The sequence below is a fragment of the Psychrobacter sp. 1Y1 genome, assembly GCF_051847395.2.
GTDB lineage: Bacteria > Pseudomonadota > Gammaproteobacteria > Pseudomonadales > Moraxellaceae > Psychrobacter.
Window position 1 is genome coordinate 2,437,194 of sequence record NZ_JBPYDF020000001.1, and the last position, 24,919, is coordinate 2,462,112.

21 protein-coding genes are annotated in these 24,919 nt (G+C 42.6%); 19 read left to right on the forward strand and 2 right to left on the reverse strand.

Annotated elements, in window-relative coordinates:
* Positions 1-732: 732 nt before the first annotated feature.
* The 6 genes from ccoN to ACS8FA_RS24140 all read left to right on the forward strand — a co-directional run bounded on the left by ccoN (position 733) and on the right by ACS8FA_RS24140 (position 6,910).
* Positions 733-2,214 (forward strand): cytochrome-c oxidase, cbb3-type subunit I, encoded by a 1,482-nt coding sequence (ccoN, locus tag ACS8FA_RS24115; RefSeq protein ID WP_058024766.1) that lies wholly within the window; start codon positions 733-735, stop codon positions 2,212-2,214.
* A 9-nt stretch (positions 2,215-2,223) separates the two neighbouring features.
* Complete coding sequence (ccoO, locus tag ACS8FA_RS24120) at positions 2,224-2,862, forward strand: cytochrome-c oxidase, cbb3-type subunit II (protein ID WP_057760802.1); 639 nt, start codon at positions 2,224-2,226, stop codon at positions 2,860-2,862.
* Entirely contained in the window at positions 2,862-3,041 is a 180-nt protein-coding gene (locus ACS8FA_RS24125) for a CcoQ/FixQ family Cbb3-type cytochrome c oxidase assembly chaperone (protein ID WP_057760804.1), read from the forward strand. Before ccoO ends, ACS8FA_RS24125 begins: the two co-directional genes overlap by 1 nt.
* Positions 3,041-4,189 carry a c-type cytochrome gene (locus tag ACS8FA_RS24130; protein WP_439264820.1) on the forward strand — a complete coding sequence of 383 codons (1,149 nt, stop codon included), beginning with the start codon at positions 3,041-3,043 and terminating at the stop codon, positions 4,187-4,189. Before ACS8FA_RS24125 ends, ACS8FA_RS24130 begins: the two co-directional genes overlap by 1 nt.
* A 517-nt stretch (positions 4,190-4,706) precedes the next feature.
* Positions 4,707-6,116: a cytochrome c oxidase accessory protein CcoG gene (gene ccoG, locus ACS8FA_RS24135; RefSeq protein WP_439264818.1), complete on the forward strand. Its 1,410-nt coding sequence runs from the start codon at positions 4,707-4,709 to the stop codon at positions 6,114-6,116.
* A gap of 212 nt (positions 6,117-6,328) precedes the next feature.
* Positions 6,329-6,910, forward strand: a complete 582-nt coding sequence (locus ACS8FA_RS24140) for a FixH family protein (RefSeq protein WP_439264817.1) — start codon at positions 6,329-6,331, stop codon at positions 6,908-6,910.
* 97 nt (positions 6,911-7,007) lie between these two features.
* Here the strand turns inward: ACS8FA_RS24140 and ttcA are convergent, their stop codons facing one another.
* Positions 7,008-8,030 (reverse strand): tRNA 2-thiocytidine(32) synthetase TtcA, encoded by a 1,023-nt coding sequence (gene ttcA / locus ACS8FA_RS24145; RefSeq protein ID WP_439264902.1) that lies wholly within the window; start codon positions 8,028-8,030, stop codon positions 7,008-7,010.
* Between the two features lie 434 nt (positions 8,031-8,464).
* Between ttcA and queC the strand changes: the two genes are divergently transcribed.
* The 12 genes from queC to ACS8FA_RS24205 all read left to right on the forward strand — a co-directional run bounded on the left by queC (position 8,465) and on the right by ACS8FA_RS24205 (position 22,004).
* On the forward strand, positions 8,465-9,241 hold the full coding sequence (gene queC / locus ACS8FA_RS24150; RefSeq protein WP_439264815.1) for a 7-cyano-7-deazaguanine synthase QueC: 777 nt from the start codon (positions 8,465-8,467) through the stop codon (positions 9,239-9,241).
* A gap of 326 nt (positions 9,242-9,567) precedes the next feature.
* Positions 9,568-9,897: a hypothetical protein gene (locus ACS8FA_RS24155; protein WP_057760815.1), complete on the forward strand. Its 330-nt coding sequence runs from the start codon at positions 9,568-9,570 to the stop codon at positions 9,895-9,897.
* A 169-nt stretch (positions 9,898-10,066) separates the two neighbouring features.
* A complete protein-coding gene (locus ACS8FA_RS24160; RefSeq protein ID WP_101206447.1) occupies positions 10,067-10,564 on the forward strand; it encodes a peroxiredoxin in 498 nt (165 codons plus the stop codon).
* 140 nt (positions 10,565-10,704) lie between these two features.
* Complete coding sequence (locus ACS8FA_RS24165; protein ID WP_439264813.1) at positions 10,705-12,195, forward strand: dihydrolipoyl dehydrogenase; 1,491 nt, start codon at positions 10,705-10,707, stop codon at positions 12,193-12,195.
* 160 nt (positions 12,196-12,355) lie between these two features.
* The gene (locus tag ACS8FA_RS24170) at positions 12,356-13,540 is read left to right on the forward strand and encodes a mechanosensitive ion channel family protein (RefSeq protein WP_227673188.1); all 1,185 of its coding nucleotides are present in this window, start codon (positions 12,356-12,358) and stop codon (positions 13,538-13,540) included.
* 150 nt (positions 13,541-13,690) lie between these two features.
* On the forward strand, positions 13,691-15,997 hold the full coding sequence (gene rlmKL, locus ACS8FA_RS24175) for a bifunctional 23S rRNA (guanine(2069)-N(7))-methyltransferase RlmK/23S rRNA (guanine(2445)-N(2))-methyltransferase RlmL (RefSeq protein ID WP_101206444.1): 2,307 nt from the start codon (positions 13,691-13,693) through the stop codon (positions 15,995-15,997).
* A gap of 279 nt (positions 15,998-16,276) precedes the next feature.
* Complete coding sequence (locus ACS8FA_RS24180) at positions 16,277-16,852, forward strand: TerD family protein (RefSeq protein ID WP_057760825.1); 576 nt, start codon at positions 16,277-16,279, stop codon at positions 16,850-16,852.
* Between the two features lie 227 nt (positions 16,853-17,079).
* Complete coding sequence (locus tag ACS8FA_RS24185; protein ID WP_057760827.1) at positions 17,080-18,147, forward strand: DUF475 domain-containing protein; 1,068 nt, start codon at positions 17,080-17,082, stop codon at positions 18,145-18,147.
* 249 nt (positions 18,148-18,396) lie between these two features.
* Positions 18,397-19,317: a glutaminase gene (locus ACS8FA_RS24190; RefSeq protein WP_439264809.1), complete on the forward strand. Its 921-nt coding sequence runs from the start codon at positions 18,397-18,399 to the stop codon at positions 19,315-19,317.
* Positions 19,318-19,784: 467 nt separating this feature from the next.
* Positions 19,785-20,360 carry a TerD family protein gene (locus ACS8FA_RS24195; protein ID WP_057760832.1) on the forward strand — a complete coding sequence of 192 codons (576 nt, stop codon included), beginning with the start codon at positions 19,785-19,787 and terminating at the stop codon, positions 20,358-20,360.
* Positions 20,361-20,566: 206 nt separating this feature from the next.
* A complete protein-coding gene (locus ACS8FA_RS24200) occupies positions 20,567-21,319 on the forward strand; it encodes a TIGR00266 family protein (protein WP_057760834.1) in 753 nt (250 codons plus the stop codon).
* 76 nt (positions 21,320-21,395) lie between these two features.
* A complete protein-coding gene (locus ACS8FA_RS24205) occupies positions 21,396-22,004 on the forward strand; it encodes a TerD family protein (protein ID WP_057760836.1) in 609 nt (202 codons plus the stop codon).
* 123 nt (positions 22,005-22,127) lie between these two features.
* On the opposite strand, the gene ACS8FA_RS24210 is transcribed toward ACS8FA_RS24205, so the two are convergent.
* Complete coding sequence (locus tag ACS8FA_RS24210) at positions 22,128-23,402, reverse strand: TerD family protein (protein ID WP_439264806.1); 1,275 nt, start codon at positions 23,400-23,402, stop codon at positions 22,128-22,130.
* A gap of 288 nt (positions 23,403-23,690) precedes the next feature.
* On the opposite strand from ACS8FA_RS24210, the gene ACS8FA_RS24215 reads away from it, so the two are divergent.
* Entirely contained in the window at positions 23,691-24,842 is a 1,152-nt protein-coding gene (locus tag ACS8FA_RS24215; RefSeq protein ID WP_439264804.1) for an ATP-grasp domain-containing protein, read from the forward strand.
* Positions 24,843-24,919 lie beyond the last annotated feature (77 nt).

Genomic DNA, 24,919 nt, shown 5'->3' on the forward strand with positions numbered 1-24,919 from the left:
ATTATAAAGGGCGACTTGATAAGAAGTAAAACCTATTTATCGGCTCAGCAATGTTATTGTTACAAAACTTCTTTGCAGGTCTACGCTTATGTTTAGCGAGCGCCTGCTCTATTCAATCAAAATGAGCATCTAGAATAGTGACAAAATTGTGTATAAAATAGAGGAGTAGCACAGCAATAATAAGTTGCTCGCTAACATTTATACCAAAGAGTTTGTATTTTGGCGCATAGTTCTGATGATATTTAATTAGGATTGCGTTACAATACCCTTAAACAGAGTCGGGAGTTTTAACCAAACATTACATAATCGTGTTTTTTGTCAGCCGCCGCTAGCATACATCTATGGTCAATGCGTTTTAATAGCCCTATAGATATGGGTATCTATCTTCATTAGTACAGATTTTTTCGTAATAATTAAGATACATATTTAGCCTTATGAGATGTTTGATGCTCAAAACGGCGCGTCTTCTTATTTACCTTGATGATCTATTAACAATCCTACTATCGATTGACTTTAAGTAAAGTGTATGAAATGCCTATTTCTATTTATTAGTATTAACTAATAGACAGTAAGGGCCTAAATCGATAGTTAATGACGTCATTGCGCTAAATAAGCCAAAAAACAACATGTGTTGGCGCTAGTATAAATACAAATTTGAGAGTATTTATAGTGCAGACAGCATAGATTGTTGGTTAATTCTGTTGATAATTCGGGCTGTAAAGGAATCATCCAATGAGTTTACAAAACACAGCAGTCGCCCCAGTTGACCGTGAGTATGAAATTACTGTCGTAAGATTTTTTACGATCATGGCTGTCGTTTGGGGCATCGTCGGCATGAGTCTTGGTGTGTTCATTGCTTCACAGTTAGCATGGCCAGCACTCAACTTTGACATTCCATGGCTGACCTTTAGTCGTTTAAGACCGCTACATACCAATGCGGTCATTTTTGCGTTCGGTGGCTCTGCCCTGTTCGCAACGTCATATTACATCGTTCAGCGTACCTGTAAAACGCGCTTATTTGCGCCATACTTGGCTTGGTTTACCTTTTGGGGTTGGCAAGCGGTTATCGTATCCGCCGTTATTACCCTTCCTCTAGGTTTGACCTCGACTAAAGAATACGCTGAGCTTGAGTGGCCTATTGATATCTTAATTGCCTTGGTATGGATCTCTTATGCCATTGTATTTTTTGGTACGCTCATCAAACGTAAAACCTCACATATCTATGTGGCTAACTGGTTCTTTGCCGCTTTCATCATTACGATTGCATTACTACACATCGTAAACAGCATGGCGATTCCAGTTAGCGCGTTCAAATCTTATTCGCTATTTGGCGGTGCAACTGATGCGATGGTGCAGTGGTGGTACGGGCATAATGCGGTAGGTTTTTACTTAACGGCAGCCTTCCTTGGAATGATGTATTATTTCGTTCCTGTACAGATTGGTCGTCCTATCTATTCTTATCGTTTGTCTATCGTTCACTTTTGGGCATTGATTGCTTCATATATGTGGGCCGGTGGTCACCATTTGCATTATTCAGCGCTTCCTGATTGGACGCAGTCTCTTGCTATGGTCTTCTCAATCATCCTGTTTGCACCATCTTGGGGTGGTATGATTAACGGTGTACTAACGCTATCAGGTAGTTGGGATAAGCTGCGTACCGATCCAATCATTCGCTTTATGATTGTTGCATTGTCGTTCTACGCGATGTCGACGTTCGAAGGCCCAATGATGTCTATCAAAACAGTGAATGCGCTATCACATAATACTGATTGGACAGTTGGTCACGTACACTCAGGCGCACTTGGCTGGGTTGGTATGATTACCATTGGTTCGCTATACGTACTGCTACCACGTATTTATAACAAACCGAAGATGTACTCTATCAGCTTAATCACCACGCATTTCTGGCTTGCGACTGCAGGAACGATTTTCTATATCGTGTCTATGTGGATCTCAGGTATTGGCCAAGGCATGATGTGGCTGGCTACTAACCCAGACGGTACTTTGGTATATAGCTTCGTTGATACTGTTGAATTCTCGCATTTCCCATATATTGGCCGTGCATTTGGTGGCTTCTTATATGTATCGGGTATGTTTGTAATGGCTTATAACTGCTATAAAACACTCAAAATGCCAGAAGGTAAGCCTGTAGATGTCGCTGATCCAACGGATCATGAACCTAGTGTCGAAAAACCTTCGACAGCTAACGTATAAGGAGCGATCATGGCTGGTACACCGCATGAAATTATTGAAAAAAATACAGGCTTGTTAGTCATTGGTATCGTGATTGCTATTAGTTTTGCAACGCTAGTTGAAATCGTGCCATTGATCTATGACAACAAGGGTCCTGAAGAAGGTGGGGTGAACGCTCCCCTTCCTGCTATGGAGCCTTGGACAGCGCTTGAATTTGAAGGTCGTGATATTTATATTCGTGAAGGTTGTCACGTTTGTCACACGCAGATGGTTCGCCCACTACGTGCTGAGGTTGAACGTTATGGACCATATTCACGTGCCGCCGAGTCGACGTGGGATCATCCATTCTTATGGGGATCGAAACGTACTGGACCAGATTTAGCACGTGTTGGTGGCCGTTATTCTGAAGATTGGCAAAAGCAACATTTGATCAATCCACGTTCGCTAGTGCCTGAATCAGTTATGCCAGGTTTCCCTTGGTTGGCGACTAACGAAGTAGATGGCGAAAACATTCAAGCTAAAATGCGTCTATTCCGCGATCGCTTCGGTGTTCCTTATACTGAAGAAGACATTGAAGGCGCTCCAGATGCAGTGCTTGGCGCTACTGAGCTTGACGCTTTGGTCGCCTATCTACAGCAGTTAGGTACCGCAATGGAAGGACAGCGCTAATGGGTATTGGTGAATTACAAACAATTGCGACCGTTTCTGCCTTTATTGCCTTCGTAGGCGTTGCATGGTGGGCGTATTCGCCAAAAAACAAAAAACGCTTCGAAGAAGATGCACAACTTGCGCTTGATGACGAGGATATAAAATCTCTGTCTGAAGAGCAGCGCAATAAGGATAAATGATGACATTTTTTTGGAGTTCTTGGATCACTGTATTTAGTTTTGCTTGTTGGCTATTTATTCTTGGCGTCCTTTTGATGGTTCTAAAGTACAAGCCAGAAGTAGAAGAAGACGGTACAACAGGTCATGAATACGATGGCATCCGAGAATACGACAAACCCCTGCCCAAGTGGTGGTTGGTGATATTTTTTGGCTCGATCGTTTGGGGTGTGGCGTACTGGGTATTCTTTCCAGCTATGTTCCCGAAACACTGGGAAGGTATCGCCACCGTAGAAGTTGACGGTGAGACTGTACCGTGGACCTCTAAAAACGAGTTGTTCAGTGAGCTTGAAAGCAACAACAAAGTATTTACCGATAACTTTGAAAAAAGCATTTTGGTAAAAGCAGATGCTGCAGGTGCGACTGCGACACTTGGTACGCTAAACGAGTTACAAGCGACCATGCGTCGTAGTGAAAATCCGCCAGCAGATCTACAGACTAAAATTGACGAAAAAGTTGCAGAACTTGCTCCTTATGTCGAAAAACTGTCTGAAAATCCAAATGCTTTAAAAGTTGGTAGCCGCTTGTTCTTACAGAACTGTTCTGTATGTCATGGCTCTAACGCTAAAGGTGCGACAGGCTACCCTAACCTAACAGACAATGATTGGTTATATGGCGGCGAAGCTAGCAACATTCTGACCACGCTACACAATGGTCGTATCGGCGGTATGCCTGCTTGGCGTGATCAGATCGGCGAAGACGGTGTACGTGCAGCTTCTGAATATGTATTGTCACTATCTCCAAATAACGGTAGTAAGAGTAACGGTGAACTTGATCAAACTTTGGTTAATCAAGGCGAAGCTATCTTTAAGCAGCAGTGTGCACTTTGTCACTCTGAAAGCGGTAAAGGTATGATTTCAGCAGGTGCACCGAACTTGACTGACAATATCTGGTTATATGGCGGTGAGCGTGAGACTGTACGTAATACATTACGTTATGGCCGTGCTGGCGTTATGCCTCAGTGGGAAACTAAGCTAGGTAACGAGCGTATCATGCTACTTGCTGCTTATATCTACTCACTATCAGATAAAACAGGCAAATCACCTGAAGCAGCACCGGTTAATGCTGCAGCTACTCAGCCTGTAGCAGCTGAAGAAGCAACTGCTAACTAAGACGTTGTTACTGTACTGAATATGGACGAGATTTAATGAAGGGAGAACTGTTATTGCAGTTCTCCCTTTTGCGTATAGTGGTATTGATTTTCATTTAGAAATGACAATGATGAGCGGCTATAAACACTAGAAATCGTTCTCATATATTCGTTGCTTTTTATGATTATCACCCCATTATTAGTAAGGAGAATGCTAAAATAGCTATTTTTTAAAATAGTCTATTGGTCATGGCTTTATATCGCTCTGACTCAATCACATAACACGATAGTCAATTTCGCATAAATCAGATACAGGCTTGTTTAGCCTACTACTTGTAGTACCTTTGCTTGTATCAAGATTATGTTGAACCGACTATATTTACAATCGATCATTTGGTAAGCAGATTAAAAAGTTTTATGTCGAATTTTTTATCCGCTATTTACTGACATTGATAACATCATACACTCATATACCTCGACGCTAGAGGTGTTTGTTCATCATGCCAGCAGACTGATTCTTTTTTTAAAGAGGCACGTTTATGTCAGCACAACAATCCAATAAAATTCCTGTACAGCAAGTCGATCTTGATGCAACCAAGCATCGTGTGCATCCGAGGTTTGTCACAGGTTTTTATCAAAATATTCGTGTCATCACGATGTATGCTCTTTTGGCGGCTTTTTTACTTTTGCCATGGCTGCGCTATAATGATAGACAAGCGATATGGTTTGATGTGCCATCGCAGCATTACTATATTTTTGGCATGACGTTTTTGACGCAAGATTTTTATTTTATTGCTGCATTTGCCATTATTGCAGCGTTTACGCTGTTTATGGTGACGGTATATGCAGGACGCGTTTGGTGTGGTTACGCCTGTCCTCAAACGATATGGACCCATCTATACCAATATGTTGAAAAATGGGTGATTGGCGATCGTAATAAACGCATCAAGTTTGATAAAGCGCCATTAAGTGCGAGCAAAGTATTCAAACGCACGGTTGTGTATTCAATTTGGTTCTTGCTTTCTGTGATTACAGCAGCGACCTTTGTTAGTTATGTGGCGGGAACAGACTCTCTATATCATAGCTGGCAGTCAATAGGAATGATTCCGTTCCCTGATTGGCCAACATGGGTATGGGTCTCAATGTTTATTTTCACCTTTGCTACTTATGCCAATGCAGGCTACATGCGTGAGCAGATGTGTGTACAGATTTGTCCCTATGGCCGCTTTCAGAGTGTGATGTTTGATAAAGACACATTGATCGTATCTTATGATTATGAACGCGGTGAGCCACGCGGTGCCCGTAAAAAAGGCACAAATCCAGAGCACTTAGGCGATTGCATTGAATGTACCATGTGTGTGCAGGTCTGCCCTACTGGTATCGATATTCGTGATGGTTTGCAAGTTGGCTGTATCCAGTGTGCAGCTTGTATTGATGCCTGTAACGAAGTGATGGACAAGGTCGGCTATCCGCGTGGACTGATTCGTTATACGACCGAACGTCAGTTAGCAGAAAAAGAGCCAAGCCGCGTACTACGCCCACGATTATTTGCTTATTTGACGTTATTAGCTGTGCTATGTGGCGGTGTTATATATGCGCTGACCGATCGCGTGCCCTTAGAGATTGATATCCGCCGTGACCGTAATCAGTTGTCGTCTATCAATAATCAAGGCATGATCGAAAACAGCTATATCGTCAAGCTAACCAATAAGACGCAGGATGCTCATACCTACACGATAACACTAGCACCGCAAAAAGGGTTGAGTTTAGAGCTGCGCTTTAATGATGTACCATTAGAAGCTGGCGAAAGCTTTGATATGCCAGTCAGTATTTATGGTGATCCTGATGTGATAGAGTTTGGCCAAACGCCTGTCACGCTAAATGTGAGCAGCGAAAATGGCAAGTATAAGGTAAGCAAACAAAATATCTTTACGACCCAAGGTCAGTAAATTACTGACTTATCCATTATTTAGTTTTATGTATCTCATTCGGTAGTCTAGCTAGTTCAAGTAGTTAAATAACTATTCTAGCTAAAGACTATCGAATAAATTTTTTACCATTAAACTGGTAGCGCTTAGCCGCCAAATTATCCGTTGATAACATTTATAGATGTCTAATGAACGGCTATCTATTGAATGCGTATCTGATGCATAGGTATTTTATGTCTACTCCAGCACCGAACTTTAAACATCAAGATAAGCAGCCATGGTATAAAAATTACATGGTCGTTATCTTTGTGATTGGCATGCCTGCTGCGGTCGTGATCGCTTGTATTTGGTTTGTTTATTACTCTTACCAGATCCGTGATAGCGTGGTACGTGACGACTGGTATATGGATGGCAAAACGCTCTATCATGATGTATCCCGTGATAAGCTCATGTATGACTTAGACTTGCATGGACAAATGCAGTTTGCAGAAAATGGAGATATTGTGTTTTATCTTAACTACCCTGAGCAAAGCGTCCAGTCAGGCAAGCTGCTAAACGGCACACCACTTACTTATCCTGATACGTTGGAACTTTCTATTTCTCATGCAACGGATATCAAAAAAGACCGCGATGTTGTCCTTAAGCATGTTGAGGGCAATAAATACAGTGCACAAGTCGATATTGATCCTGTAAAAGCCAAGTATTACCTACAGGTTAGCAACGACGGTAAAGATGATTGGCGTATGCAAGATGTCGCAAAACTGCCTCGTTCAAAGGTCAGCTTTGACCCACTACCAGTTTTTGCTAAGAGTTAATACTGTTAGTAGCACTTAGACGTGAAAAAACCAGCCACTCGTCAGAGATTGGCTGGTTTTTTTTGAGCTATTTAATATAGCCCTAATTCATAAACTACTAAATCACAGGGTTAATCGTTGGAATTTTCTGTGATTTACGCTCGTTTTGTGCGGCTTTATCCGTCTCTGTTGAATAAGGCTTATCACTAGCGAACTTAGGATTGAACGTTTGCGTCCTTGGCGATACAGGTAAACCAATCTCAGCCAAACTATCTGTCTGACCAGCTTGAATATTGTCGCCTTCAAATAAACGCTCATCATTATCGCGATCAAGACTGAGTGTTTCAAAATCAAACAATTCACGATCAGCTAACTGTGATGGCGCGACGTTTTGCATGGCCTTAAAGATAGAAGCCAAACGCTGCGGATGAGCATCATCCCATTCACGGAGCATATCGTTGATGATGGCGCGTTGTAGATTGGTCTGGCTACCACACAGGTTACAAGGAATGATTGGAAATTCTTTTAATTTGGCGTACTCAATGATGTCTTTTTCTTCGACATAAGCCAATGGGCGAATCAGCATATTTTGCTTGTCATCACTCAGCAGTTTGGGCGGCATGGATTTGAGCGCACCACCATGGAATAAATTCAAAAAGAAGGTCGCTAGCATATCGTCACGATGATGGCCAAGGGCAATCTTAGTCGCGCCAATTTGTTTAGCAAAGCCATATAGTGAGCCGCGGCGCAGACGAGAGCACGCAGAGCAGTAAGTCTTGCCTTCTGGCACCACACTTTTGACGATGCTATATGTGTCTTTTTCTAAAATATAGTGGGCAATGCCCTGCTCGTTTAGATACGCAGGTAAAATGTCTTCCGGATAGCCTGGCTGCTTCTGATCAAGATTGACAGCGACGATATCAAAATGAATCGGTGCAATGCGTTTTAGCAGCAATAAAATATCGAGTAAGGTATAGCTGTCTTTACCACCCGAAACACAGACCATCACCACATCGCCATCTTCGATCATATTAAAATCGCGGATTGCCCAAGAGACTTGGCGACGCAGCTTCTTTTGTAGTTTACGAAAGTACGCTGATTCGGTAGGTGCTTGCGCATCGGCAAACTGCTCACCAATCATGTCCTCATCATTGCCATCTTCAGAGACGTCATCGTACTCTCTACTGTCAGTACTGATGTCTAAAGCCTGAGTATCAAAGCTCGTTGCATCAGATACATCATCAGCTTGAGAAGGAATATTTGGCGTAAATAAGGTTGCTGCGGTCATAAGTTACTCAATATCTTTATAAGGGTGGTTTTACTATAAAGCGATTTGCGATAAGGCTTTTAAAGCATTATCACCAATGTTATGTGACTGATACTTTAAAAGCTGCGATTATAACAAATATTGCTAACAGATTGAAAAGATGACAGTAATACCGACTTTATTTTATTGCAGTGCTATTTAAATTTGCTTTGGCAGCTTAGTGACGGGTGATTGGTCGCTTCATGGTTCTGTAGTAGACGTATTTTTGCTAAAATAGCCGTTTTCGTAAACCAATAATAGATATCACTATGACTAACGTTACTTTGCAAAATACCCCTAATCAAGTATCAGATGCTGATTTAGCTGCTCTTACTAAAAGCCAAAATGCGGTTGTCCTTTTATCAGGCGGTCTCGATTCGGTGACTTGCTTACATTGGGCAAAAGCGCGCTATGCATCAGTGACAGCAGTCAGCTTTAACTATGGTCAACGTCATAATAGTGAACTTGTGGCCGCAAAGACGATCGCTGAGACAGCAGGTGTCAATCATAGAATCATCGATATTGATATCGCACAACTGGGTGGCTCATCATTAACAGACCACAGTATGATCGTGCCAGACGGTGATTCGGACAAACTCCCTAACAAAAAGCGCGACGAAATCGATAACGACGCCATCCCAAATACCTACGTGCCTGCGCGCAACACTATCTTCTTATCATACGCGTTAGCAGTCGCCGAAGTCGCTGATGCCAACCATATCGTCATCGGTGTCAGCTCAGTTGACTATTCTGGCTACCCTGACTGTCGCCCAGAGTATATAGCTGCCTTTGAACATATGGCCAATCTCGCGACAAAAGCGGGCGTTACTGGTCATCGCTTATCGATTCAAACACCATTGCAGCAATTATCAAAAGCCCAAACTATTGAGCTTGGTCTGTCATTAGGTGTCGATTACGGACAGACGATTTCTTGTTATCGTGCAGATGCCAATGGTCTTGCTTGCGGCGTTTGTGATAGCTGCGCATTACGTCGTCAAGGCTTCGCCCAAGCTGGCGTCACCGACCCTACTCATTATCAGTCTTAATTAATTTTAGTCAGTCCTATATAAGTTGGATACGGTATAAGGCGCGCTTATTCCACTATCCTTCCTTATGCTCAAATCATATCGAACTGACTATGCATTAATACTAAATATTGCGTGAAATGGTGATACCCATCAACATTCGCGCAACATTCGCTTGCATTAACACAGCACGTCGTTCTTGTATTCTAATCGACATACTTGCTATCGTATGAACGATTATATTTATCGAAAGATGTAACTGACGATATCGGTCACTCATATATTGATGAGTTGACTTTGCATTGAGCAAAAGACAAAAAATTGACGCTACCTGTAAGAGGAAATTTATGAAGTTGTTGCCAGTACTACCCCTAGCCTTAGCGGCCCTGTTTGCCATGCCACAAGCCAACGCTGCTGACATTAAGCAAGACAATATCAATTCATGTGTCAATGGCGCAGTCAAATACAAAGTCGCTGACAAAAGCAACGCAACCAAACTATGTAACTGTACTATTGGTGTGCGCAGCAACATGACTATCGGTCAAATGTGGGAAATCGAAAGCTACGCGCAAGATAAGAAAGACCCTTCTAATCTGCCATATGTGAAAGCGATGCAAAAAGATTTGCAACAGTGCACCGTTGGTTTAGATTTGAAGAAGCCACAAAAACCTGCGTAACCTCTAAACGTTTAATATACAAAAGACTGGCCATTGCCAGTCTTTTTTGTTGCCAATGAATGGGCAAAGTGTAAAACTGATTATTTATTTCTACTAATCTGCCTATAATAAGAACACTATAAATAGAACCATCATTAAGCCAATACACATAACTAATAAGGATTTTATCATGGCCAAGCCAACGACAGAAACCATTCACCTACCTGATTTTCCAGTAACCATAGTACGCAAACTTGCTGGTAGCTTTATCCATGATGAAATCAATCTAAAAGAAATGGTCGCCAATACCGATAAAGGCCTTATTCTCTATTTTTATCCCAAAGACAACACGCCAGGCTGCACCACACAGGCAACAGAGTTTACCTCGCACCTTCATGACTTCGATGAATTGGGCTACGACATTATTGGCGTCTCTCGTGACAGTGTTGAATCTCATGAAAAATTTATCGACAAATATGACTTACAGATTCCACTCATCAGTGACGCTGATGAAAAGCTATGCCAGTATTTTGATGTTATCAAAGAAAAAAATATGTATGGCAAAGTTACGCTAGGCCTTGTACGTTCGGCATTTGTATTCAACAAAAACAGTGAACTGACTCATGCACAGCGTAACCTACGTGCCAAAGACTATACCAGTCGCTTATTGACCATACTGGCGCCATAATTACTGGTTCTGTAAGTCAGTATTATTGACGTTATAGTTAAATCAGTATTGATCATAAGAACAATAAAAACCGAATAAAAAATATAAGCCAAGCATTCAGTCTATCACTGAATATAACTTTGCCCCTATTAGAAAATAATATGAATAAACAATCTGACACGACCACCGACGATACGCCGAAAGAAGTCACGCGCAAAGTATCTGTCGCTATTATTGGCGCGGGTACCGCAGGTCAAAACGCTTTTCGCCAAGCGAGTAAAATCAAAGATGACGTGGTCATTATTAATGAAGGGTTTTGGACCACGACCTGTATTGCGGTCGGCTGTATGCCTAGTAAGCTGTTAATTGCAGCTGCTGATCGCGCACATGATGCCAATCATTCTGCTGAATTTGGTATCCATGCGACCGCGCAAATCGATGGCAAACGAGTCATGGAGCGTGTACGTGACGAACGCAGTCATTTTGCTAGCTACATTAAAAAACAAGTAGACAGTTGGCCTGATCATAAGAAAATCGACGGTCGTGCTCGTATCAATGAGCAAGGGCTAATCGAGGTCAATGATGAGCTGATTGCTGCTGAGCAAATCATTGTCGCCACAGGTAGCTCGCCGTTTATTCCTGATGGGTGGGCGGATAAGCTTGGTGATACCATGCTCACTTCTGATAGTGTCTTTGAGCTTGAAGACTTACCAAGGACTATGGCTGTCGTCGGTGCTGGTGCCATCGGTCTAGAGCTTGCGCAAGCATTTACACGTTTAGGTGTGGAAGTTACGCTGCTAAACCGTGCCAAACAAGTTGCTGGTCTAAAAGATGATGATATCAATAATAAGGCCATGGATTGCTTAAGTCATGAATTGACCATGCATCTAGGCAGCGAAATTATCGATGTAGGCACAACAGCAGATGAAGGTAATAAAAGTGCGTTTATCGAGTATGAAGATAGTGCTGGTGAGTCTCAGCAATGGCAAGGCGAGTACGTCTTAGTTGCTACTGGTCGTCGCAACAATATTAAGCAGCTAGGTGTCGAAAACTTAGGTGTCGAGCTAGACGATAAGAACCGTCCAAAAGATTTAAGTAAAAAAACAGGTCAGATTGGCGACTTAAACGTCTATATCGTTGGTGATGCCAATGCTAATATTCCGTTACTGCATGTGGCCAGCGATGAAGGCTATAGTGCGGGCAGTATGGTCTGCGAGAACACAGAAGCGGCCTATATTCGCCCACCTGCGACTCCGTTTTCTATCGTATTTTGCTCACCGCAAATCGTCAATGTTGGTATGTCGCTACCAGAGATTCAAAAAGATTCAGAACTCGAATTTGTTATCGGTAGTGTGAGCTTTGATAATCAAGGACGTAGCCGTGTGATGGGTGTCAACTGCGGGCTGCTACATATCTATGGCTGTAAAAAGACAGATAGAATTTTAGGCGCCAGTATGGTCGGTCCTGATGCTGAATATATCGGTCATATACTTGCTACAGCGATTACCAATGATTTGAGTATTAAAGATATGCTCGACACCCCTTTTTATCATCCGACGATACTAGAGGGACTACGTACGGCGTTACGTGATGTGCAGTATAAAATGGAGATACCTTTCCAATCTCTAGATACCCAAAAGGATAATTCTTAATCGACCATTTAGCTAAGTCCTCAAGTCAGCAATGCCTTTAAATTAATAGTAACTAGTCTTAACCATTACTTTATTTGATTGCTTCGACGACTTGAGGTAATTTATAAATACATATTCGTTTATAATTTTTTGTACAAACATACCCTGCATGGACGAAAAAATGCCAATCGCTAGTGTTACCGACTTTTTTGAAGAGATCATTCGCGACTTACATACTAGCCTATATCTTGCTCTCGGCGGCTCTATCGATGAAGAGTCACTTAATTGGTCCTCTCAAGCAGTAGAACTGGCGAGCACTGGCATCAAAATCCTAATACTGCTTGCGGTATTGGGATTTTTTTATTGGTTGGCCAATTATATCCTTAGGCAAAGCCGAGCCAAAATTCGATTAAATGAGCGCCGCACTAAGATTGTCCGTTCAGTTTTGCGCTATGTCTGGATTGTCGCCAGTCTGATAGCGATTATGAGTCAGATAAACTTTGAGCCAGAGACCATTAAAGCCACCGCAAAGGCAAGCACTTGGGCAGGCATCTATTACGTACTTTGGGCATCATCAGGACAAATCATTCACAGAGTCCTGCAGCACTATGGTCTCAATGCTTCCATAGAGCAGCTACTCAAAAATATTTTATCTGTACTACTATTGGTACTCGGGCTTGCCAGCGTTATGGCGCAATTTGGCTTTGACATTGTATCGTTAGTGGCGGGTTTAGGTATTGTTGGTTTGGCGGTTGGTTTCGCCGCTCAGTCTACCCTTGCCAATTTTATCGCTGGTATCACGATTTTGCTTGAGCAGTCTTTTCAAGTCGGTGACTGGATTCATATCAATGATAATGAAGGACGCGTGGTACTTATCGCGTTGCGCACCACTCATATCCTCACTCGAGACAATATCACTGTCATTATCCCGAACTCTAACGTTGCCTCTTCTGAGGTGATCAACCTGACGTCCAAAAACTTTATCCGTTTTGATATTCGCGTACGTATCGCGTTCGAAGATGATATTGAGACAGCTCGCAAGGAAATCTTGCAAGTACTCAGCGATACCGATGCGGTGCTTAATCGTCCTGAGACGTCAGCGACCGTGGCAGAAATTGGCGAGTATGGCGTATTTTTTATCGTACGTTTTTGGGTAAAACCAGCAGCCGTTGCCCGCATACCCAAAATTAAAGAAGTGCTGCAAGAAGAGATTAAAATTGCGTTTGATGCTGCCAACATTTCTACGCCCTATCCGCATATGCGATTGCTGATGCCAAAGGATGTTGACTACCCTATCGCAACCAAGCCCTTTGCAACCACCACTCAAATCGTCCCAGAGGAATTACCACTGACGAAGGGTGAGTAGAGAATTTATTGTCACGTATTTGACTATCACATCTTAAAATCTTAAACACGGCTACTTTGAACCATCCTACTGTGAATTATGGTAAAATTGCCGGTTACACCGATTATCTTATTATTTGCTTTTTTGTCAATTTAGCCCACAGGTACCCGTATGACCGAACAAACCGCGCCCGCATCTCTAACAGCAGCTTCACCAGAGTTGTCGCTTGATCTTATTATTACCTGTGCCGATGGGCTTGAGGCACCACTGCAGACTGAGCTAACCAGTTTTGGCATTGACAGCGAAATCAAAAGTACCGGCCGTCTAGCTGTAACTGGTGGCTTACGTGAGCTATATACTATCTGTCTATGGTCACGCGTGGCCTCGCGGGTATTGATGCTGATTAAACGTAAAAACATCAATGCAGAATACGACGTTGCGGAGCAGCTATACGGCTTGGCAAAATCGGTCAATTGGACTGAGCAGTTTAGCCTAGAGCAAACCTTTGCTATCCGTCTGTCTGTTGATAAGCGTGTCGCTGTCAGTCAGCAGTTTGCCATGCTACGTATTAAAGATGCGATTGCTGATACGTTTAACGAAGTTTACGACAGCCGTCCTAACGTCGACAGCAAAAACCCAGACTTCTCTGTTTTTGCAACCATTAATGACAAGCAAGCTGAGTTGTATTTAGATTTATCCGGTACCAGTTTGCATCGCCGTGGTTACCGTGTGGCCATGACAGAAGCACCACTAAAAGAAAACTTGGCAGCCGCCCTACTCTATAGCGCTGGTTGGCACAAGAAAAACGAAGCTGGCGATGCACCTTTCTATAATGCGTTAATCGACCCAATGTGCGGCTCTGGCACGTTCCTTATCGAAGCGCTATTGATGCATTGTGACTATGCTGTGGGTATCGACAAAGCTGCCAATCAATTTGGTTTTTACCAGTGGCAGCATCATGATGAGACGCTATGGCAAGAGATGATTGATGATGCTCAAACGCGTTTCCGCGAAGCATTAGAGATTGCCAATGAGCAGCCTGATACGTTGCCACTTATGCTGGGCTTTGATGCTGATAGTGGTGCGATCCTCGCCACAGAAAAAAACTTAATTGCCGCAGGTCTACAAGACCTTTTACCGTTACTCGATATCGAGCATCGTGCGCTTGACCAACTTAGTAACGTGCTTAAACCATTGGTTAATGATGGTCGATTGAGCAATCCTTTGGTCATTACCAACCCACCATATGGTGAGCGTTTGGGTGATGAAGAAATGATTAAGCCGTTGTATCAAGCAATTGGGCTGATATTGCAAGACAGCTTTGCCGGTAGTGGTATTGACCCGATGCTTGGCATATTGGCCTCTCATGTCGAACAAGTAGATATTCTACCGATTAAAGAACCAAAAACATTACGCTGTCATAACGGTGCTATCACCGTCTATTTCCGCTACGGAACGCTTATCGCTGGGCAAACGGGCAATCTTGTTAGTCGTTTTGAGAAACGCGAGATCGAAGTAGAAGATGGTCAAGACTTCATTAACCGTCTGCAAAAAAACCTTGCTAAGCTTAAGAAACTGGCCAAAAAAGACAATGTAAGCAATATTCGTGTCTACGATGCTGATTTACCTGATTTCAAAGTCGCGATCGACTTATACGGTGATTATGCGCATGTGCAAGAATATGCGCCACCAAAGACCATCCCACCTGAGACTGCAAAAAAACGCTTTAACTTGGCATTGATGGGTATCCGTGAAGTCTTCGATATTAACCGTGAACAGATCTTTATCAAAACGCGTGCCCGTCAGTCTGGCAACGATCAGTACAGCAAACAGAACACCACAGAAAAACGTGGCAAGTTTCATGTTGCGCGCGAAGATGGTGCTTACCTTTACGTCAATTTTACAGATTACTTAGATACTGGTCTGTTTATCGATCACCGTAATATGCGTGCTCGTATCAAGGACAACAGCCGCGGTAAAGCAGTACTTAACCTGTTTGCTTATACTTGTACCGCAAGTGTGCATGCAGCGCTTGCTGGTGCGAAAAAAGTCACTAGCGTTGACTTGTCACAGAACTATCTAGATTGGGGCAAACAAAACTTTGTCTTGAACGGTTTGGACGTTAGCCGCAATAAATACCAGTTCGTTGCTGCCGATATCTTTGAGTGGATTAAAGACAATACCGAACAGTTCGATGTTATCTTTATTGATCCACCGACCTTCTCAAACTCTAAGAAATTCCAAGGTACTTTTGATGTGCAACGTGACCATGCTGCATTGATTAATCGTGCCATGAACCGCCTCACCTCTGATGGCGTCTTGTACTTTTCTAACAACTTTACGCGTTTTGAGTTAGATGAGCAGTTGACTCAGCGTTATGACATCATTGATATCACGCAAAAAACCATTGGCTTTGATTTCAATATCAAAAAGCCGATTCATCAAAGCTTTGAGATTCGTCATCGTCAAAGTCTATAATTCGAAGTTTTAAATTTACAGCTTAGAATGTAACGTCCGTAAATAGAATTTTGATAAATAAAACTAAAGATTTATAAGGGCAATGTAAGTACCTGAAACTTCTGTTTTTTGCCGAATGTATATGAAATATAACAATGGCCCAATCAGCTTTGATTGGGCCATTTTTTGTTGCTATGATAGAGCGTTACTAGGCGATGGATTTGCGCAGTTATTGCGTAAGCATCGCCTTTTTTCGATGACCTTATAAAACCACTAACGTCTAATAAAAAGGATAACACCATGGCTTTATCACTTAATAAAGGCGGTAATTTATCGCTAACGAAAACTGACCCAAATTTAACCAAGCTACTTATCGGTCTTGGCTGGGATGAGCGCGCCACCTCTGGTGCTGAGTTCGATCTCGATGCTAGCGTGTTTTTGCTAAATGGCGCAGGTAAAGTGCGCGGCGATCATGACTTTATCTTTTACAATCAGCTGAAGTCTGACAATGGTGCTGTCGAGCACACTGGCGACAACCGTACTGGCGAAGGCGACGGTGATGATGAGGTTATCAAAGTAAATCTCACTCAAGTACCTGCTGATGTAGATAAAGTAGTCGTGACAGTGACTATTCATGACGCTGCAGCGCGTAGCCAGAACTTTGGACAGGTCGCAAACGCCTTTATCCGTGTCGTCAATGAAGAAACAGGCACTGAAGTCGTACGTTTTGATCTAGCAGAAGACTACTCTGTAGAGACAGCAATGGTGTTTGGCGAAGTATATCGTCACAACGGCGAATGGAAATTCCGTGCTGTTGGTCAAGGCTATTCGGGCGGTTTGCAAGCGATGTGTCAGCAATACGGTGTTGATATTTAAAACCATTATTTACTGGTATTTAGTCTGTTATTAGTCACCGTCATCACGTCCAAAATAGCAAACCGCCATCGTTGCAAATAGTCACAATTTTTAATGGCCAAATGACTAGTAATGCTTTACGTTTCGTTTAAAATTATGCATAAAAAGTGGTTAGTAATAACCGCTTTTTTGCGGTTCATGCCTATACTAGGTAGACCTTAGCTTTACGCAACCATACAGGATGTGTCATGAGACATTTTTATTTAGACTTTATCTTCACCGCAATTGCTTTGGCAATAGCAGCATGGTGGGGATATTCACATGGCGGTATGGGTGGCATGATAGCCACTCTTTCTATTACCGCTATTTTGGCCGTCATGGAGATTTCATTATCTTTTGATAATGCGGTGGTCAATGCTTCAGTCCTTAAGGGCTGGGACGAATTTTGGAAAAAGATATTTTTAACCGTTGGTATCCTAATCGCCGTATTCGGTATGCGATTGGTTTTCCCTATTGTCATCGTCGCAGTTACTGCTGACCTTGGTATGATGGAGGTCATCAACTTGGCTTTATATAGCCCTGAAGAGTACTCAGCAAGACTGATGGCACACCATGCGGAAATCTCAGCATTTGGTGGTATTTTCTTACTATTGGTGTTCTTGAACTTTATTTTTGATGACAAAGAAGTACATTGGTTTGACTGGCTTGAAAGCCGTTTAGCCAAGCTAGGTAAAGTCGATGCCATGAGCGTATTTGTAGCGCTTATCGTCTTGATGATTGCGGTATCGTGGGCTAATGCAGAGCAGTCAAGCGCTGTCCTAATCGCAGGTGTTTGGGGTATCTTGGTTTATCTGGGCGTACAGGTTGTATCAGGTATGCTCGAGGGCGATCTGGAAGAAGACCTAGAAAACGAAGAGAATGGTTCGGGCGCTGCGGCGACCAGTGCCATTATGAAGGGCGGTATCATTGGTTTCTTATACTTAGAAGTCCTAGATGCCTCATTCAGTTTCGATGGTGTGATTGGGGCATTTGCAATTACTAATGACGTGATTGTTATCATGTTAGGTCTTGCGATTGGTGCGATGTTTGTACGTTCTATGACTATCTTCTTGGTAGACAAAGGCACGCTTGACGAGTTCATCTATCTTGAGCATGGCGCACATTATGCAATCGGCGCATTGGCACTGATTATGCTATTGTCAGTGAAGTTCCATGTACCAGAGATTATCACTGGTCTGATTGGTATTGCCTTTATTGGTTGGGCGCTGCTAGCGTCACTTCAGCATCGTAAAGCTGAGAAAGCAAGCCTAAACTAAGGCATGTTCTCAGTGTAGTCTGTATCTAGTTATACATCTAAGCAGGTCATATCATCAGGTATGGCCTGTTTTTTTGTCATACTGTTTTTGCCACCCTATCAGGTCATATCGAAGTCCAAAAAATATCGACATAACCAATAATTGAGACAATCAATGGTTAAAATTACGTTTGCCCTGTTACTATTACCCTATCTTCAGTTAAAATCCTCGTCCTTAAATAACTTGTCGAAAAAAGACCCTATAAACGATATGCAAAAAATTCTTGATGATATTGCCGCAGAGATGGCAAGAGAAACTGACCGCGGCAAAGTAGCAGATTATATCCCGCAATTGGCTCATGTCGACCCGAACCAGTTCGGTATAGCCGTAGCGACTCCTGATGGGCATATGTATGCAGCAGGTGATGCAAGCACTCTGTTTTCCATCCAAAGTATCTCTAAGGTATTTACCTTAACCATTGGTCTTGGCAAGCTAGGCGATACACTTTGGACACATGTCGGGCGTGAACCATCTGGCGATCCCTTTAATTCAATTGTGATGCTCGAGCACGAGTCTGGCCGACCGCGCAATCCTTTTATCAATGCTGGGGCAATCGCCGTGGTGGATGCTATTATGATGGGGCATAAACCCAAAGAAATACTGGGTGAAATCCTGCAGTTTGTTCACCTCATTGCAGATGATGAGTCAATTCGCTTTGATCATAAAGTAGCGGCTTCTGAGATGGCGCACAAGGACCGAAATGCCTCTCTGGCGCACTTTATGAAATCCTTTGGTCGTTTAAGACACGATGTGGATAATGTATTAGGTACGTATTTTCATCAGTGCTCGATTGCAATGAACTGCCAACAGTTGGCCAGTGCAGGTCTTTATTTAGTGTCTAACGGAGTTGATAAGCACTCAGGAGTACGTGTAATCAATGAAAAACGAGCACGCCGTATTAACTCATTGATGATGATGTGTGGTCATTATGATGGTTCTGGCGAATTTGCTTACCGTGTGGGCTTACCAGGCAAAAGTGGTGTTGGTGGCGGTATTTTGACGATAGCACCTGGTAAAGGTTCTATCGCGGTTTGGTCACCAGGGCTTGATCATGTAGGTAACTCTAAGCTTGGACTAAAAGCACTAGAGCGCTTCGTACAAAAAACTGGCTGGTCGGTTTTTGCAGAATAAGATATACATGTATATTTGTCTAAATAGGTTTTTTATATAGTGCCAAGCTCTCATACTAGCTGCGAAGCATACCTAAGCCATGAGTTGGTTTATTCTAAGCCCATATAGTCAGTCGGTGCTTTTTAAAGCGATTGTTTTATCTAAGCTACCTTTGTGCTAAATCCCTTTTGTATGAAACATTACTTTTCATAACAATATCTTAACGACCATTGCTAAGTTGATTAGAAATTATCAAAGATACAGAAGTATTATGTCCCTTAGTAAGCATATAGTAAGCATATAGTAAGCGCACAAAATACGCCTTGCTTAGTAGGCGAACGCTTAGTATAGTAAAACGTAATGATATACGGTATATAGCATACAGCTAAGTTATTTCGCTGCTCTAGCTGGTATATCAGTCACTGCACAACTTTTAATTTCTTTTTTATTATTCAATCCACTTAACTATTAATCCAAAGGATATTTGTATGGCTATTAGCTTAACAAAAGGCGGCAACGTAAACTTATCAAAAGAAGCGCCAGGTTTAACTAACATTACAGTCGGTCTAGGCTGGGACCCACGTGCCACTGACGGCCAAGAGTTTGATTTAGATGCAATCGGTTTCTTGATTAACGAAGCAGGCAAAGTCCGTAACGACCAAGATTTTATCTTTTTCAATAACTTAAAATCAGACAACGGTGCTGTTGAGCATACTGGTGATAACCGTACTGGCGAAGGCGATGGCGATGATGAGAAAATCAAAATCAATCTTGCAAGCATTCCAGCTGACGTCAACAAAGTAGCTATCTGTGCCATCATCTACGAAGGCCAAGCACGTAACCAAAACTTCGGTCAAGTTGGTGATGCTTATATCCGCGTTGTAAATGACAATGGCGAGTCTGAAATCGCTCGTTACGACCTATCAGAAGACGGCAGCACTGAGACAGCGATGATTTTCGGTGAATTATATCGTCACAGCGGTGATTGGAAATTCCGTGCGGTTGGTCAAGGTTTCAGCGGTGGTCTTGGACCATTAGCAGCCTCTTATGGCGTAAATGTTTAACGTTAGAACCAACGTAAACGTTTAGCAAGCCAATTATCATAATCAGACGTCTGGTTATGATCTAATAAGCCATCAAGTGTGCCCCTTTAACGCATTTGATGGCTTTAAATTTAATTGGCTTATCATTAAAATCTATAAAGCATCTAAAAGCACACGCACACATTAAGAGCATTTAACAAAGATATTAGAATAAGGATTTGCAAGCCATGGCCGCAACATTCAGTTTAATCGGTACTATTGAACCTTTTTTGCATTGTAATCTTAAAAAAGGCGATTCAATTTATTGTGAAGCCAATGCAATGGTGATGATGGAGTCCAATCTTGAGCTGAAAGGTAAGCTACAAGGTGGCCTGATGCAGTCACTGATGCGCCGCTTTGCAAACGATGAATCGTTATTCCAACAGCAGATTGAAGCGGTTAATGGTGAGGGCGACTGTTTGCTTGCGCCCACGCTCGATGGTGATATGCAAATCATAGAAGTTGGCAAGCAGCAGTATACATTGAGTGATGGTGCGTTTGTCGCGGCCCAAACTGGCGTTGATATCAGAGCCAATATTCAGCGCAATTTAGGCGGTGCAGTGTTTGGTGATACAGGCGGCTTTATGGTGATGCAGACCCAAGGTCAAGGCCAAGTCGTGGTATCTGGTTTTGGTTCGTTGTTTGAGATTGATGTCACACCAGACAAAGACGTTATCATTGATAATGGTCATGTAGTCTGCTGGGATTCGAATCTTGAATACAAACTGTCAGTTTCGACCAGTAAGAAAAAAGGCATCATGAGCAATATTATCAACTCTGTTACTAGTGGCGAAGGGATGGTTCTGAACTTCTCAGGAAGTGGCAAAGTCATTATTTGCTCGCGCAATCGTGACAGTTATCAAGGTTGGATACAAAGCGTCCTAGGTAGTAGCTCAGGTGGACGTGGCGGCGGTGGTGGCTTTTTAGACAATATCTTATAGTGCATTTCGCAATTTATAACACTCTTTAGCGTTATTTCTAAACGGTTTTACTCACAATTATTATAAGGATACTCACATGGCAGTTAGTCTTCAAAAAGGTCAAAAAATCTCCCTAAGCAAAGAAGCTGGTGGCGAGCTGACTCAAGTTAAACTAGGTCTAGGTTGGGATGTCGCGCAAGGGCCACAAGATAAAAAAGGTGGTTTCTTAGGAAAATTATTCGGTGGCGGTTCGGGCGGCGACTCTATCGACTTAGATGCTTCATGCATCATGTTCGACGCTAACAAGCAAGCGGTCGATGCAATTTGGTTCAGTCAGCTAAAATCGAAAGACGGCAGTATCGTGCATACTGGTGACAACCGTACTGGCGACGGTGATGGCGATGATGAAGTCATCAATGTTGATCTCTCAAGAGTACCTGCCAATGTGGTTTCATTGGTATTTACGGTCAATAGCTTTACTGGTCAAACGTTTGAGACCGTAGAAAATGCGTTTTGCCGTATCGTTAATGCCAATAACAATAGCGAAGTAGCACGTTATAACTTGTCTGCCCAAGGTGGACATACAGCGATGGTAATGGCAAAGGTTTATCGTCACAACAATGAATGGAAAATGCATGCGATTGGCGAGACAGCTTCTGGCCGCACCTTCCACGATTTAATGCCTGCTATCACACCGCATGCATAATTGACTTTAGGCTTTAACTGGATTATTAACAATCTAGTTGAGTAGTTTGTTTCAAAAAATAGCGGCCCATCTATTGATAGATGGGCCGCTATTTTATGCTTATTATTGAGATCTTAAAAAATACTATTTACGTCCACGTTTCCAGCTAAAGCCCCAGTTAAACGCTTTGTCCATCTCTTGGTGACCTTTGAAATACTGGTTGATGCGCTCAACATTAATACTGCCCTGCTGATTGACCAAACGGGCAATGGCACACATCGGTAAGTTACCAGCACCTTCGGTCAAACGTGTCTCAATCGGCGATTGCTCTGGGACATGAATAGTCACAACCCCATCGGTTTTTTCCCAGTTAGGTGCGCCTTCGTAAATAAACGCAAAGATAAATACTTCTTCAATCTGTGACCATTGCTGACCGTTAATATCTAGCCATTCACCGCCGCTTACCTGCCCCGTTCTATCATCCGCACGTAAGCAAACATAAGGCGCTGATTGCAAGCTACCAAAGCGATTGCCCAACGCTTGAATCAGGGTTTTTTCACCATTTTTTAGATGAATCATAGCGCCGACATCTAAATCGATACCGCTTGATTGATGCTGCTTAAACAGATCTCCCAGTATCCCTTTCTTGGGCGCTGCTCTATCACTTTGGGGGCGTTGATTCCAATCTAAATTGACCGAAATTTTGCCAAAGTCATCACGTTTTTTAAGATTAATGCTAGATTGGTTTTTAGTTAACGTTATCTTACTTAAGTTAATCGAAGGACTTACAGGGATTGGTGGCGGGTTGTTGGCTTGAGACGTGCTGCTTGCTTTTTGCGTATTGATTGGTCGCTGAGTGTTGATAGGTTGAGGTTGGCTTGGTGCAGGATTATGATTTTGGGCAGGCGCTTCATCAGCAATTTCCACACCAAAATGCTCAGATAAAGGTTTTAACCCTCCCTCAAAACCTTGGGCGATAAAACGAAATTTCCAGTTTCCTTGTCTGCGATAGCATTCAGCCAATATAATAGCTTTTTCATTACGTCCAGAGCTACTCAACTGACAGTTCATCAGCACTTGACTGCCCTGCAAGACTTGAATGTCCACATCGCCAACTTGCGACAGTGTTTGCGCACTAGAGAACGCTAGGGCAATTTTCTCAATAGTTGCAGGCTGTGCAGACAAATTAATATCAAAAAACCCATCACTGTCATGACCACGGAAGCTAACACTACCATCATCGCTACGTGTCTGACCATAAAATATCATGTCACCATCACCGCGTACTTTTCCGTCATTAGTCAGACGATAAGCGGCACAATCGATGGCATTTTGGCTTAAAATACGAATGCTAATATTGTCAGTTGGTAGTGGCGCATTGGCACCTGCAATTAGTTTTTGAGGTTGGTTTTGACTCATCATACGTCCTTTAGATTATTTATTATGCTGTTGTCATTGTCATGCCGACTATCATCATATAGTAGCATGGATATCATGAATTTTTTGAACCAGACAATCGCGATATAAGCACTAAAGTCGTCCTTACAAATCCCTATGACTATTTTATCAGAGTCGTTTATAACGCATATCATTTGTATATAATACGTGCTATTAAACCGTATACCTTTGCTAATATTACTACTAGATTTGCAGTAGCAATATTGACTTGCCCATTCCCCGATACCTAATAATAACGCTGAGAGAATTATGAATAATCTTGCTGATAATAGTAACCCTTCAATACCAGTAGCAGCGTGGTTAGCTGAAGGCCAATCTAGCCAGCGTGATATGTTGGAGAGCTTACAAAGTCTAAAGAGCAAATCAAGCAGTCCTTCAAACAACCCTTTTCAAGTTATTGCCTCACACCGTCATGATAGACCTGAAATTTTTGAATTCGCCGATATGATTTATCGTGAGCCAACTGACTCGATTGTAGATACTGACACCCAAATGACTAGCGAACCTGCCATACCACGCTGGCAGTTCGTATTGGAACAAGCTCAAAAGCATAACGTAAAAGTACTACTGACTGGGCGCAATGGTATTGACTATGAAGTGTATCGTGAGAAATTCGACGCTGCGGGTATTCGACTATTAACGGGAGCAACCAGCGTAGCGGCACTAGAATCAATCGATGATAAATTTGCTTTTATGCAGCATTGTCACACTCATAATATCCCAGTGGCAGACGCATGGCGTTTTGATAGTACGGCGGAGCTTGAGGCTTTATTAGCCGAACATGGCGACCAGCCTCTATGCGTAAAACCTGTCGTCGGTATTTTTGCCCAAGGGTTTTGGCGACTAGACACGGGTAAAGCAGATAGTACTGCGTACGATAGCTTTGAGCACTTATACTTCACTGAAGAGAAAAAAATCAATACAGCTCAATTTGTGAATGCCTATGCTAACAGCCAAATTGTACATGAGCGCCCTATTCCAATGCTGCTCATGCCTTATCTATCTGGGCAAGAATACTCTATCGATGTAGTCTGTGAATATGGTGAAGTCCTAGCTGCTGTCACTCGTCATAAAACCGGAAAAATACAACATGTTGGTTATGAGCAGTCTGTCATGGATGTCGTAATCCCACTGATTAGGGCTTTTGGCTGTGATGGTATCGTCAGTGTACAGACCAAAGCTGATGATAGCGGTCAGCACCGAGTTCTTGAGATTAATAGCCGTCCATCAGGTGGTATTGGTTATACTTCTCATAGTGGAACTGACCTAACGCAAGTCGGATTTTCTTATTGGTTGGGGCTATCAGAGAGACCTAACTTAGAAACCAATATCCAGCATATTGAACCATGCCAAGTACGCTCTATTATGATGAGTGTCAAAATTGAAAACGTTGCTGAGTAAATAATTGAGTAAAAATATACTTTGCTAGTAAACGCTTTTACTAGGCACAAAAAAAGGTTTTTAGATTAATATCTAAA

Bases quoted from the DNA above. Each gene is read 5' to 3' on its own strand.
- ccoN (WP_058024766.1), top strand. From the start codon at position 733: ATGAGTTTACAAAACACAGCAGTCGCCCCAGTTGACCGTGAGTATGAA.
- ccoO (WP_057760802.1), top strand. From the start codon at position 2,224: ATGGCTGGTACACCGCATGAAATTATTGAAAAAAATACAGGCTTGTTA.
- ACS8FA_RS24125 (WP_057760804.1), top strand. From the start codon at position 2,862: ATGGGTATTGGTGAATTACAAACAATTGCGACCGTTTCTGCCTTTATT.
- ACS8FA_RS24130 (WP_439264820.1), top strand. From the start codon at position 3,041: ATGACATTTTTTTGGAGTTCTTGGATCACTGTATTTAGTTTTGCTTGT.
- ccoG (WP_439264818.1), top strand. From the start codon at position 4,707: ATGTCAGCACAACAATCCAATAAAATTCCTGTACAGCAAGTCGATCTT.
- ACS8FA_RS24140 (WP_439264817.1), top strand. From the start codon at position 6,329: ATGTCTACTCCAGCACCGAACTTTAAACATCAAGATAAGCAGCCATGG.
- ttcA (WP_439264902.1), bottom strand. From the start codon at position 8,030: ATGATTGGTGAGCAGTTTGCCGATGCGCAAGCACCTACCGAATCAGCG.
- queC (WP_439264815.1), top strand. From the start codon at position 8,465: ATGACTAACGTTACTTTGCAAAATACCCCTAATCAAGTATCAGATGCT.
- ACS8FA_RS24155 (WP_057760815.1), top strand. From the start codon at position 9,568: ATGAAGTTGTTGCCAGTACTACCCCTAGCCTTAGCGGCCCTGTTTGCC.
- ACS8FA_RS24160 (WP_101206447.1), top strand. From the start codon at position 10,067: ATGGCCAAGCCAACGACAGAAACCATTCACCTACCTGATTTTCCAGTA.
- ACS8FA_RS24165 (WP_439264813.1), top strand. From the start codon at position 10,705: ATGAATAAACAATCTGACACGACCACCGACGATACGCCGAAAGAAGTC.
- ACS8FA_RS24170 (WP_227673188.1), top strand. From the start codon at position 12,356: ATGCCAATCGCTAGTGTTACCGACTTTTTTGAAGAGATCATTCGCGAC.
- rlmKL (WP_101206444.1), top strand. From the start codon at position 13,691: ATGACCGAACAAACCGCGCCCGCATCTCTAACAGCAGCTTCACCAGAG.
- ACS8FA_RS24180 (WP_057760825.1), top strand. From the start codon at position 16,277: ATGGCTTTATCACTTAATAAAGGCGGTAATTTATCGCTAACGAAAACT.
- ACS8FA_RS24185 (WP_057760827.1), top strand. From the start codon at position 17,080: ATGAGACATTTTTATTTAGACTTTATCTTCACCGCAATTGCTTTGGCA.
- ACS8FA_RS24190 (WP_439264809.1), top strand. From the start codon at position 18,397: ATGCAAAAAATTCTTGATGATATTGCCGCAGAGATGGCAAGAGAAACT.
- ACS8FA_RS24195 (WP_057760832.1), top strand. From the start codon at position 19,785: ATGGCTATTAGCTTAACAAAAGGCGGCAACGTAAACTTATCAAAAGAA.
- ACS8FA_RS24200 (WP_057760834.1), top strand. From the start codon at position 20,567: ATGGCCGCAACATTCAGTTTAATCGGTACTATTGAACCTTTTTTGCAT.
- ACS8FA_RS24205 (WP_057760836.1), top strand. From the start codon at position 21,396: ATGGCAGTTAGTCTTCAAAAAGGTCAAAAAATCTCCCTAAGCAAAGAA.
- ACS8FA_RS24210 (WP_439264806.1), bottom strand. From the start codon at position 23,402: ATGAGTCAAAACCAACCTCAAAAACTAATTGCAGGTGCCAATGCGCCA.
- ACS8FA_RS24215 (WP_439264804.1), top strand. From the start codon at position 23,691: ATGAATAATCTTGCTGATAATAGTAACCCTTCAATACCAGTAGCAGCG.